The sequence below is a fragment of the Streptomyces lydicus genome (genome assembly GCF_001729485.1).
GTDB classification, from domain to species: Bacteria; Actinomycetota; Actinomycetes; order Streptomycetales; family Streptomycetaceae; genus Streptomyces; species Streptomyces lydicus_D.
In genome coordinates, this window is sequence record NZ_CP017157.1 from 3,445,294 (window position 1) to 3,457,050 (window position 11,757).

Annotated in this window: 10 protein-coding genes; 3 read left to right on the top strand and 7 right to left on the bottom strand. The window is 72.8% G+C overall.

Translation table 11 applies throughout. The features are described 5' to 3' along the window. Positions 1–135: 135 nt before the first annotated feature. The 3 genes from SL103_RS14895 to SL103_RS14905 all read left to right on the top strand — a co-directional run bounded on the left by SL103_RS14895 (position 136) and on the right by SL103_RS14905 (position 2,939). The gene (locus SL103_RS14895; protein WP_069569389.1) at positions 136–951 is read left to right on the top strand and encodes an ABC transporter ATP-binding protein; all 816 of its coding nucleotides are present in this window, start codon (positions 136–138) and stop codon (positions 949–951) included. Beyond that, the gene (locus SL103_RS14900) at positions 941–1,816 is read left to right on the top strand and encodes an ABC transporter permease (RefSeq protein ID WP_069573732.1); all 876 of its coding nucleotides are present in this window, start codon (positions 941–943) and stop codon (positions 1,814–1,816) included. Before SL103_RS14895 ends, SL103_RS14900 begins: the two co-directional genes overlap by 11 nt. Positions 1,817–1,907: 91 nt before the next feature. Further along, entirely contained in the window at positions 1,908–2,939 is a 1,032-nt protein-coding gene (locus tag SL103_RS14905; protein ID WP_069569390.1) for an ABC transporter substrate-binding protein, read from the top strand. Between the two features lie 31 nt (positions 2,940–2,970). Here the strand turns inward: SL103_RS14905 and SL103_RS14910 are convergent, their stop codons facing one another. The 7 genes from SL103_RS14910 to SL103_RS14940 all read right to left on the bottom strand — a co-directional run bounded on the left by SL103_RS14910 (position 2,971) and on the right by SL103_RS14940 (position 11,490). Further along, positions 2,971–4,038, bottom strand: coding sequence for a trypsin-like serine peptidase (locus SL103_RS14910; protein WP_069569391.1), 1,068 nt, complete (start codon positions 4,036–4,038; stop codon positions 2,971–2,973). A gap of 29 nt (positions 4,039–4,067) precedes the next feature. Beyond that, positions 4,068–5,207, bottom strand: coding sequence for a trypsin-like peptidase domain-containing protein (locus tag SL103_RS14915; protein ID WP_069569393.1), 1,140 nt, complete (start codon positions 5,205–5,207; stop codon positions 4,068–4,070). Further along, positions 5,204–8,188: an AAA family ATPase gene (locus SL103_RS14920; RefSeq protein WP_069569395.1), complete on the bottom strand. Its 2,985-nt coding sequence runs from the start codon at positions 8,186–8,188 to the stop codon at positions 5,204–5,206. Before SL103_RS14920 ends, SL103_RS14915 begins: the two co-directional genes overlap by 4 nt. Then, a complete protein-coding gene (locus SL103_RS14925) occupies positions 8,169–9,293 on the bottom strand; it encodes an AAA family ATPase (RefSeq protein WP_164492804.1) in 1,125 nt (374 codons plus the stop codon). The genes SL103_RS14920 and SL103_RS14925 overlap by 20 nt, the downstream gene beginning before the upstream one ends. Before the next feature lie 7 nt (positions 9,294–9,300). Beyond that, entirely contained in the window at positions 9,301–10,257 is a 957-nt protein-coding gene (locus tag SL103_RS14930) for an alpha/beta fold hydrolase (RefSeq protein WP_069569399.1), read from the bottom strand. Positions 10,258–10,275: 18 nt separating this feature from the next. Beyond that, positions 10,276–11,172, bottom strand: coding sequence for a DNA/RNA non-specific endonuclease (locus tag SL103_RS14935; RefSeq protein WP_079145752.1), 897 nt, complete (start codon positions 11,170–11,172; stop codon positions 10,276–10,278). A 126-nt stretch (positions 11,173–11,298) separates the two neighbouring features. Then, positions 11,299–11,490, bottom strand: a complete 192-nt coding sequence (locus SL103_RS14940) for a DUF6381 family protein (protein ID WP_069569401.1) — start codon at positions 11,488–11,490, stop codon at positions 11,299–11,301. Positions 11,491–11,757: the final 267 nt, after the last annotated feature.

Consider the following 11,757-nt stretch of genomic DNA (forward strand, 5'->3'; position numbering starts at 1 on the left):
GCCTGCCCACCCCCTGGTGATCTCGAAGCTGTTCTAGCGTGAGCAAAACGAGCACAACAGGGTTTGCGCGCAGAAAGGTGGCTTGCGCCCACAAGGCTGCCGTTGTGGCCCGGACCACTCCTAGCCTCCCGGCTCATGAACAGCCACACGAGCCCCGCGATCGAACTGCGGGGAACGAGCAAGACATTCCGCACCCCCTCGGGTGCGCTGCACACCGCCGTCCGCGATCTTGACCTGGTGGTCGGAAGGGGCGAGTTCGTCGCGGTGGTCGGCCCCACCGGGTGCGGCAAGTCCACCACCCTGACCCTGGTCAGCGGGCTGGAGGAGCCGACCCGGGGCGAGGTGCTGGTCGCCGGTGAGCCGGTCCGCGGCATCGGCGACAAGATCGGCTTCGTGTTCCAGCAGGACGCGGTCTTCCCCTGGCGCACGGTGCTGTCGAACGTGATGGCCGGACCCCGCTTCCGCGGCGTGCCCAAGCCCGAGGCCAAGGAGCGGGCGCGGGAATGGCTGGCCCGGGTCGGGCTGGCGGCCTTCGAGGACCGCTACCCGCACCAGCTCTCCGGCGGACAGCGCAAGCGGGTCGCGCTCGCCGCGACGTTCGTCAACGACCCCGACATCCTGCTGATGGACGAGCCGTTCTCCGCCCTCGACGTGCAGACCCGGGCGCTGATGTCGGACGAGCTCCTTGACCTGTGGGCGGGCACCGGCGCTTCCGTCGTCTTCGTCACCCACGACCTGGAGGAGTCCATCGCCCTCGCCGACAAGGTCGTGGTGATGACCGCCGGGCCGGCGACCGTCAAGGAGGTCTTCGAGATCGACCTGCCGCGGCCCCGGCGGGTCGAATCGGTCCGGCTGGAGCCACGGTTCATCGAGATCTACCGGGAGATCTGGTCCTCGCTGGGCGAAGAGGTCCGCATCACCCGCGAGAGGGGTGCCGCAGATGTCGCCTGACACCGCCTCCGCTCCCGTGGGGATGACCAAGTCCCCCACGGGGGCGGACCGTTCGCAGGAGCGGGCGCGCGCCGCGCGCAACCACCGGCTGCTGGTCCAGGGCACCCGGGTGCTGCTGCTCGTCGGCCTGATCGGGCTCTGGGAAGGGCTGGCCCGCGCCGCCGTCATCGATCCCTTCAACTTCTCGATGCCCTCGAAGATCTGGGACCAGATCGTCCAGTGGGCGTGGCACGGCACTCCGCAGGGCTCGCTGTGGGAACAGATCTGGTACACGCTCTACGAAGCGCTGCTCGGCTGGGTCGTCGGCGTCATCGGCGGTGTGGTGCTGGGCATCGCGCTCGGCCGGGTCCGCTTCCTGGCCGATGTGCTCGGCCCGTACATCAAGGTGCTCAACGCGCTGCCGCGGATCGTGCTGGCCCCGATCTTCCTGATCTGGTTCGGACTCGGACCGGCCTCCAAGGTCGCCTCCGCCGTCGTCCTCGTCTTCTTCCCGGTCTTCTTCAACGCCTTCCAGGGCGCCCGCGAGGTGGACCGCAACCTGGTCGCCAACTCCCGCATCCTCGGGGCGAGCAGCCGCCAGGTCACCCTGCAGGTCGTGATCCCCTCCGCCACCTCGTGGATCTTCACCAGCCTGCACGTCAGCTTCGGCTTCGCGCTGATCGGCGCGATCGTCGGCGAGTACATCGGCGCGACCAAGGGCCTCGGTCTGCTGGTCTCGGCGTCCCAGGGCACCTTCAACGCGGCCGGCGTCTACGCGGCCATGGCGATCCTCGCCGTCGTCGCCCTGCTCGCCGAGGGACTGCTGGCCTTCCTGGAGAAGCGGCTCTTCCGCTGGAAGCCGGCCGACGCCGCCGCCGAGCGCTGAGCCCGGCCGACACCTCCGCCACCCGTACGACACCCGCCTCCCGTACGACACCCGCCACCCGTACACCCGTCACCACACCAAGGACACCACCATGCGCACCCACCTCAAGCTCGCGACCGCCACGGCCGCCACGATGCTGGCCCTCACCACGCTGACCGCCTGCGGCGGGGGATCCTCCGCCGGAGCGGCCGACGGCAAGGACGGCAAGATCAAGATCATGGTGGGGGGCCTCGACAAGGTCATCTACCTGCCCGCCAGACTGACCCAGCAGCTCGGCTACTTCGAGGACGAGGGCCTGCACGTCACCCTGCTCACCGAACCGGCCGGGGTGCAGGCCACCACCTCGCTGATCTCCGGTGACGTCCAGGGCGTCGTCGGCTTCTACGACCACACCCTCGACCTCCAGGTCAAGGGCAAGCAGGTGGAGTCGGTGGTGCAGCTCGCCCACGCCCCCGGCGAGGTCGAGGTGGTCTCCGACAAGGCCGCGGGCAGTCTCACCTCCGCCAAGGACTTCAAGGGCAAGAAGCTCGGCGTCACCGGCCTCGGCTCGTCCACCGACTTCCTCACCAAGTACCTCGCGGTGAAGAACGGGGTGCAGACCAACGAGTTCACGCCGGTGGCGGTCGGCGCCGGCCAGACCTTCATCTCCGCCCTCCAACAGGGTTCGATCCAGGGCGGGATGACGACCGACCCGACGGTCGCGCAGATCGTGGACAAGAAGCTGGGCAAGGTCCTCATCGACATGCGGACGCCCGAGGGTTCCAAGGAGGCGCTCGGCGGCCCGTACCCCTCCTCCAGCCTCTACATGAACACCGACTGGGTGAACGGCCACAAGGACACCGTGCGCAAGCTGGCCCGGGCCTTCGTGAAGACCCTCAAGTGGATGTCCACCCACTCCGCCGAGCAGATCGCCGCCAAGATGCCGTCCGACTACGCGCAGGGCGGCAAGCAGCTCTACGCCCAGGCGATCAAGGACACCCTGCCGATGTTCACCAAGGACGGCGTGATGCCGGCCGACGGCCCGGCGACCGTCGAGCGGGTGCTGAAGGCGTTCAACCCCAACCTCAAGAACGCCACGGTGGATCTGAAGAAGACCTACACCACCGAGTTCGTCAAGAAGTAGGCGCGGCAGCCCCGGAGCGCGCGGGCCCGGCTCAGACGAAGTTGATGTCCGCCCGGGCCAGCAGCGGATCGTCGACCAGCTGCCACAGCGGTACGGCGAAGTTGCCGGAGCCGTAACGGCCACCGAAGTGCAGCCCCAGCACACGGTGGTCGGCGAGGTCGATGACGGGCGAGCCGCTGTTGCCGCCCAGCGTGGAACAGTCGTGCCCCAGGGCGTCCTGGCCCGGCACCAGCCCCGTGGCGGTGCCGGGCTGCAGGCGTTTGACGTTGTAGATGTCCATGAAGATCCGGCGCATCGACTCCGGTTCGTTGCGTCGGCCGTCGTACGCCGGATAGCCGACGCAGTACACCGGGCGCCCGGGCAGGTCGGCGGGCGCGTCCGCGGCCACCGCCAGGGGCGTCGGCAGCGCCCCGGCCCCGGCCGGCGGCGCCACCCGCAGCAGGGCCAGATCGACGTCCTCGTGGATGCCCACCACCTCGACGACGTCGTAGGACGGGCCGCCGCCCCCCGGAGCGGTGTCGCCGTACTCCTCACCCGTGTCGACATTGGCCCTGATGCCCTGCTGGAAGCTCCAGCCGCGGCCGTCACCCCGGGCGAACTCCACCGCCACATGCCGGTTCGTCAGTACCGTGTCGGGTCCGACCAGGAAGGCCGTGCCCAGCCAGTCCAGGCTGAGGTGCCCGCTCAGCTCGACCCGCCCGACCCGCGCGAGCGACTCCCGGATCGCGTCCCGGTGGCCGTCCAGCACCGACCAGTCGCCCTGCTGCGGCGCGAAGTCGTGGTGCTGCACGAGGATCGCGGGCCGGCCCTCCAGCAGCACGATGGCCTCCATGCCGAAGGACTCGTCGTCGCTGATCTCGGCCGCCCGCCCCTCGGCGAGCTTCTCCAGCCCGGTGACGCCCGCCGACAGCACCCGGGTCCGCTCCTGCTGGGCGAACTGCGCGATCTGCCCGGCCGGCAGCTCGTCGGCGGGCAGTTCCTCCAGGGATTCGGGGATCTCCCAGGAGAGCCCGTCCCGCACCCGCGCCGCGACCTCCCGCAGGTCGGAGAAGACCTGTTCGGGCCCGGCCGCCACCGGTGATCCGCTCCTGCTGTGCATCTCGCCCTCCTCGGACGCTCGGTCAGCCGCTACGGTGCCGCCTGCGCGGCGGTGATCTCGGCGTGCACGCCGGGACTGCTGTTCTCCAGATGGCGCAGCACGCTGCGCATCTGCGTGCCGACATTGACGAAGGCCGTGGTCCTGCCCTGGAACTGCACGTTCTCCACCCGCCGGGTCCCCCGGTGCAGCGCCACCACCTTCCAGTCGTCGGTGAAGACCGGGGAACCGGACGAGCCGCCGCGGGTGTCGGTGAAGTAGCGGACGTCGTTCTCGTCCGCCTCGTAGACGAGGTTGTTGCGCAGCGCGACCCGCTTCGGCTGCCCGCCGGGATGCTGGATGATGTTGACCGCCACGTAGTCGCCCCGGGTCACCACCAGCGGCCGCTCCGCCAGCCGCAGCACCGGCCGGGCCGGGCCGGCGGCCAGCCGCAGCACCGCGTAGTCGAGCGCGGCGTCCGCGGCGACCAGCTCGCCGACCGTGACCTCCGCCGTCTCCACCTCGTCGGTGTCGAAGTCGAAGCGGACCGTGGTGTGCTCCGCCTGGAGCCGCAGATCCTCCTCGTCGGCCATCGGACGCCCGGCGCCGGTGCCCGCCCGCGCGTTGACCACGTGGTGATTGGTGATCAGCAGGTCCGGGGCGATCAGCCAGCCCGTCCCCGCGTGCGGGAAGCCGTTCGGCTGGAGCGGAGCGCCCCCTTGGTACGGCGGCACCTTGATCCGGGCCACCGCCCCGCCCGCGAGCTCACCGCCGCGCAGGAAGCCGATCGGGACGGTGTCGTCCCGGTGGACGATCTCCTCCTTGATCTCCGCCGCCGGGGACGGCAGCCCGGCCAGCACGTCCGGCTCACCGCCCGCCTTGCGCGCCACCTCGTCCAGCGCCCGCTGGAAGACGGTGAGCGGTTCGGCCTCGGTGGTCTCCGCGACGGCGTTGCGCAGCCAGATCTCCAGCGGCACCGTGCCGTCCACCAGCCGCTCCACCCGGTTCATCTCGTTGAGGTCCGAGTGCACCTGGCGCCCGGGCGCCGGGTTGAGCGGCAGCGTGCCGCGGTAGCGGGGCATGACCCCGTCGAGCAGCAGCGGCCGCACCGCCGGGTCGGCGAGCCCGGTCTCCAGCGCGGCGTCCAGCACCTGGCGGATCTCGTCGGGGGAGAGGTAGAGGTAGCTGCTCACCGGCCACCCCGCCCGGCCGCGCTGGTCTTCTCCGGCCTCGTGCGGCCCGCCGCCGGCGCCGTTGCCGGCCGGCCGCCGCTGCCCGCGCCCATCGCCGCGGCCACCCCGGCGACGATCTCACCACTGGTGTCCGGGACGTCCAGCAGCCGCCGGGCCAGCGCGTCGAGCGTGCCGCGATCCCGGGCCAGCCGCAGGATGCCGGCGATGCCGGTGGGGGCCCCGCCCGCCTGCGGCCTGGTCGGGCCCGCCGCGTCGTCGAGGATCTCCATCACCCGGCCCAGCAGCGCCGGCTGCCGGTGGGTGGCCCGCCGCATCGCGGCGCCCAGCTCGTCCAGCGTCTCGTCGTCGGCGGGCAGCCCCACCACCTCCAGGGCGTGGGCGAGCGCTCCCGGGGCCCGCTGGTAGATCTGCGAGGCCACCGCGCGCACCAGCACCGGCCGGCCGGCGAGCACCGCGTCGGGCAACTCCGCCAGCTGCGCCGCGAGTTGCTGGTCCGTCTCGCTCCGCACCTCGGCGCCGTCGTCGGCCAGCTGGGCCCGGGCCAGCAGCGCGCCCATCGCCTCCAGGTCCTGCCCGAGGCCCATCGCGACGTCCTCCGCCGTGCGCAGCGCACGGTCCGCGCCGCGCCGGTCGCCGTCCTCCTGCGCGAGCCGGGCGGACAGCAACAGCAGCTCCAGCCGGTGCTCCCCGCACCCGGCGTGCTCCGCCGGCCCGAGGGCCTCGGCCACGGCCCGGCGGGCCTCGTCCCGCCGCCCCAGCCGGTTCAGGGTCTCCGCGTACAGCGCGTGCAGCGGACTGCACGGGGTCCAGGGCCGGCGCCGGCCGAGCCGCTCCGACGCCGCCTCGGCGAAGCCCTGCGCCAGCAGGTCCTCGACCTCCCGGGCGGCGATCCGCTCCCAGTCCTCCTGGTCGGCGCCCGCCGCCACCTTGTCGGGAGCGCCGCCGCCGAGCCGGGCCGTCAGCAGTCCCGCGGCCCGCGGTGTCATGTCCTGCTGCGCGCCGGCCAGGAATCGCTCGACGCCCGGCAGCCAGCGCTCCTCCACCGCGCGCGGGTCCTCGTCCAGCCGCAGCCGGTGGTAGATCTCCTCGGCGCGCGCCTCCAGCCCGTCCCGCGCCGCGTAGTACTCGACCGCCCGGCGTTCGACGGCGCGCATCACCTCCGTACGGTCACCGCCCGGCAGCCGCAGCATGATGGCGCGCACGTCGCCGCGGTAGCGGACGGCGCCCGGACGGACCGGCTCGACCATGTCCAGGCGGCTCAACGCGGCGAAGAGCTCGCCGGCCCGGTCCCCGGCCGGCACCCGCAGCCCGCAGGGGCCGGCCAGTACCTGCTTGACGATCTCCGGGGTGATGACCCGCAGCACCAGTCCCGGGTGCGCGAGCCGGCGGACGTCGGCGTCGGCGATATGGCTGAGGATCCGGTCGTAGAGGATGCCCTGCACCAGCAGTTGGTCGACGCGGCGGAAGACCTCGCGGCGGCGCTCGGGCAGGCTGCGGATCAGCTCCCCGGCCTCTCCGGGCCCGTCCCCGGTGAGGGTGGCCGCCCGCGCCGCCAGCCGGAGGCTGAGCGGGTGCCCGCCGACCCGGTGGGCCAGCTCCCGGGCGACGTCCGTCTCCCGTACCCCGCACGACATCAGCACGTCGACGGACGCATCGGTGTCCAGCTCGCCGAGTTCGATGTCGAGCGGTGTGGTGGTCTTCGCGGGATGGTCCACCGGTGCCCGCCCGGCGGCGAGGAAGCGCAGCCCCGGGTAGGCGCGCTGCAGCGCGAGGAAGATCGCCCAGGTCCGGCCCAGTGCCGGTGAGCCGCGGTACTGCGCCTCCTCGCACGAGTCGAGGACCATCACGAACGGCGGATCCGGCTGGTCCGGGGAGGTCTTGTGCTCCGCGACGGCCCGCACCAGGACGTCGGCGACCCGCCGGATCAGATCGGTCTCCCGCCCGGTGGCCAGCAGCTGGAACTGCTGCGAGGAGCGGCGCCCCAACACCGCCCGGGTGGTGGCGAGTTCATGCAGCTGGGTGACCCGCTCCTGTCCCTCGCGCTGGCTGCGGGCGGCCTGCTGGCACTCGTCGGCCAGCGCGTCCAGCTCGGCGCGGTGGGCGGGGTACTGGACACCGAGCTGCCGGGCGGCCTCCGCGATCAGGGTGACCGGCTCCTGGATGGCGAGGGTGGGCCGCTCGAAGTCGATGTACGCGAACGGGAAGCCGCCGGACGGGTCGCGGGCACCGTCCAGCACGAGCTTCGCGAGGAGGGTGCTCTTGCCCATCCCGCCCGGGCCGTGGATGACCAGCGGCGGCACCGGCACCGGGGCGGCCGGCCGGCCGGGCTCCGCCGGCGCACCCGGCGTGCCGACATAGGCCCGCAGCGCCGCCATCTCCCGGGCACGCCCCCGGAACGCCCGGCTGACGAGGCGTTCGAGGGGCTCCAGCAGCCTGGCCCGCTCCAGGGCGTGCTGCAGCTCGGCGGGGTCCGGAAGGCCGGTCACCCGCGGGACCTGCGACAGCCACAGCACCGCCTGCAGGGCCTCGGCCAGTTCGCCGGCGCCGAGCCGCTCCGTCGCCGGCGGATGGCCGAACAGGTGGGCCAGCGCGAAGCGTTCCGGGCCGGGCCCGGAGGGGAGCTGGCCGATGTTGCACGCCAGGAGGCGCCGGGCGGCCTCGGGCCCGGCCAGGGCGCGCAGCGTCTCCTCCCGCACCTCGGTCTTGAGGGCCCACTCCGGCTGGTCCGGCATCCCCAGGGTCGTACAGTCGTCGACCAGTTCCAGGACCGCGCCGCCGGTGGCGTGCTTCTCCCCGGGCAGCCGCAGCAGCCGCGGGTCGAACCGGGCCAGCAGACAGGCCGCCTCCCGGTAGGCGCGGCGGGCGCGGGAGACCTGCCGGGTGCGGTCCCCGCCGGTGTGCAGCGCCTCGCGGAGCCGGGCGGCGAACAGCTCCCGCAGTCCGGACGGCGGCGCGGGGCGCTCAGAGGGACCGGTAGACACGGATCGCTCCCTCCGCCGCCGTACAGAGCCTGCGCATGTAGCTCTCGCCGCCCGCGGCTTCCGTCTCGATGGCGCGCAGCACCTCGTCCACGGCCACCTCGACGAGCTCGTCGATGGAGGCGTCCCGCGGCCCGCCGCGCAGGAGCTCCGGCGGGTCTTCGTGGAAGACCTGGTGGAAGAAGGAGTGCAACTCGCCCGGGCCGGCGGGCCGCGCGGTGTCCCAGCAGAGGTTTCCGCGTAAGTCGTAGGGGAGTTGGCGCATCGCGCGCCCGTACCCGAGCAGCACCAGCCGGGGCGCCTGGTCGCCGCGGGCGGCGGCGTGCTCGTACAGGGCCGTCGCGAGCTGCCCGATGAAGTCCCACACGTCGGAGCTGGGGTCGAGCTCGTCGCACTCGTCGAGGACCAGCCACAGGCGCTCCTCGGCGGCGGTCGCCCGCCCGGCCACCCAGTGCGCCGCCTCGTCGATCGACGGCAGCAGGTCGTTGAGGTCGGTCGGGTTCAGCGGGGAGGCGCCCTCGCCGGGACCGGCGACGAAGTCGGCCAGCCGCCGTACGACCTTGGCGGCGGTGGAGGTGCGCGACAGCGTGACCCGCACCGGGCGGAATCCGCTGTGCTGCCCGATGTGGCGCAGGAAGTTGTAGGTGTACGACCGGCCGCTGCCCGGCTCGCCGTCGACCAGCAGGATGAACTTCTCGGGGTCCGCGAGGAACCGCCGCAGCGTCTCGCGCAGATCCTCCCGGCCGATGAAGGCTTCGGTGCCGTTCTTCAGCACACAGGCACGGAAGTTGTCCCGTGCCGCGTGGGCGCGGAAGTCCTCGCGCAGCCGCTCCAGCAGGTCCCGGGCCTTGACGATGTCCGGGAGCACCGCCAGCCGGTCGACCGTGGTCAGCGCCTCGACCAGGCGCAGCTGCCGCTCGATGCCGGTGCGCGAGGCGTGCACGAGCGCGCGGGCGTTCTCGGAGCTGACACGGGTGAGCGGCAGGGCGCTGACGAACTCCGGGGCGAAGCCGTACTGGGCGAGCTGGGAGTGCGGGTCGGTGGTGTCGAGCAGGTACTCCTGGGCCCAGGTGGTGACCAGGTCCCACTCCGTTTCGGTCAGCGGCATCCGGTGCCTACCCGCCACCGTCGCCGAAGATCCGCTGCACCGGTTCCCTGACCTCGCGCTGGGACAGGTACTCGGCGATGCCGTGGTGGTTCCTGCTGTCGTTGGTCACCAGCACGTCGGTGATCCGTTCCTGCGGCGCGTACTCGGGGCGCAGGGTGTGGTCGAGGGCCACCAGGTCCCGCAGGTCCGAGGCGTTGCGCCAGGCGGTCACCCCCGCGGGGACGGCCGGCGGCCGCGCCAGGTGGTCCTGCACCTCGGAGACCGCCAGCGGGGAGCCAACGGTGACCAGCAGGTCCACCGCGCGCCCCTGCTCCTGGAGCACCTCGTACGCGATGATCGTGCCCAGGCTGTGCCCGACCACCACGAGCGGGCCGCCGTCCAGGCCGTCCAGGGCCCGGGCGACCACCTCGCGCATCGCCGGCCCCGCCCCGCCGAAGAAGTAGGCGTACACGTCCTTGAAGGCGTGCTGGACCAGCAGCCGGAACACCGCGGTACGGCCCGACCGGGGCAGCCACAGCGCCTCCAGCGGGAGCGCGGCCGAGGGCTCCTCGGGCGTGCCGGCCTCCGCGAGGGTGTCCGCCAGGTACGTCATGTCCCGCAGCCAGTCGGCCAGCGCGCTCTCGTCGGGACGCAGCCGCCCCGCCACGGCGGCCGACTCCTCCACCGCGGCCGCACCGGTCTCCCCGCGCGCCTCCTGCAGGGTCCGCGCCACGAAGTCCTCCGGCGGTTCGGGCGCGGCACCGGCCGGGACGTCCACCGCCTCCTCGTCCCGCTCCGGCGCGCCGTCCAGCGGGTCCGGGCCGAAGTCGGGCAGCGGCTCGGGGTACCGCAGCGGGGCCCAGTACGCCATCCGTGACGCCGCGCCCATGTCGTGGCCGAACAGCGCCGTGTCCCACTGGGACTTCAGCAGCTCCGGACGGACCTTGTTCCCGTTGCCGTGGACGTAGACCACGCTGGGCGGCATCGTGCTTCCTCTCGTCGGTCAGCCGCGCCCGAGCACGATGTCGTCGTGCGAGGCGAGCCGCAGCCAGCGTTCGCGCGGGGCGCGCTCCACCGGCATCAGATCGGCGTCCGGCAGCGGGCCCAGGTCCAGCGTGGTGAGTTCGACGACGTCCGACACCGGGACCTGGAAGGTGCGGAAGGCGCCCAGGGGCGGCGGCGCCCCCGGCGTCGCGCCGGCCATCGCCCGCTCGAAGTCGTGGGACAGGTCCGGACTCTGGTCGAGGACGTAGGCCGTGGCCGCCAGCGCCCCGTCCTGGAGGAACGCCGCCACCTTCCAGAAGCGCAGCGGCACCTGGACGCCCCGGTACGGCGGGTCCGAGTCGTGCAGCACCGGACCGGTCAGCACGGTCAGCTTGCGGTCGAAGTCGGCGGCGTTGCCGAGCAGATAGTTCTCGAGTCCCTGCCAGAGCTCCTTGCCCCGGTTGAAGACATCGGCCTGCGGGGCGGCGTTGGTGTAGTGGAAGGTGTCCGCGTTGGCCAGGTCGGCCTCGGCGGCCGCGCCCCACACCGGGTCGAGGCGACGCACCAGGTGCCCCTTGTCCAGGGAGTTGTCCGCGTAGATGTCGTCGCCCATCTGCCGGTCCTCGGGCACCCGCGGGTCGAACTGCCAGCCGTTCTCGCGCGGTACGTGCTCCACCAGCTGCCGGCCGTCGATGCAGACCGCGGTGGCCGCGGCGGTCCGCCGGTCCGGGCGCAGCACGACCGTGAAGTGGGTGTACGGCAGCACCACGGTTGGCACGTCGGGACTGCTCGGCTTCGGCAGCGGCACCGGGACGCCGAGGAAGCCCTCGTCGTAGCCCGCACGGTCGGCCAGCGTGTCGGGGGCCGGGGCCCCGGCGACGGCCCCGCCCGCCCGTGGGGAAGCTGATGGGGTCATGTGATAACCGCTTCCCGGTGGCGCGGACCGGCCACCGGCGGCAACCCCGAAGCCACTCGAACAGCCGCGCGCATCGCGTACGGGGCGCCGCCCGGGGGCCGCGTCCCGTACACACGGAGCGTTCTCTCAGTCCGAGGGGTAGATGTCCCCGCCCCGCATCATGCTTTCCTGTTCGCTCTGCGACTGAAGCCGGCGGGCCTTCTCCTCCAGCCTTTTCCGCTCGTCCGGGTCGGCAGTGTGTTCCGCGGTCGATTTCAGTTCCTGGGCCTTGTCGCGCATCTGCTGAATGCGTGCGCGGGCCTCTCCCTGTGCATTCATGATCCGTCCTCGTGATCCGTCCTCGCGCGGTGGGGGAGCCGCATATACCAGCGAATCAGGCCCGGCGGCCGGCGGCACGTCGAGAGGTCACCCGACGGGCCGCGGAGGCCGCCGGAGTCCACGAAGCGGGGTCGTAGCAGGCCGCGGACCGCGGCGCGCCCGGGTAATTCGGCGTGTCTCCACCGGATGGCCTTCCTGAATGGCGAGGGCGGGCGAGAGGGACGTTGGCTGAGGCACAGCAGCACAACGTCCGCTGAGTGTCAGCGC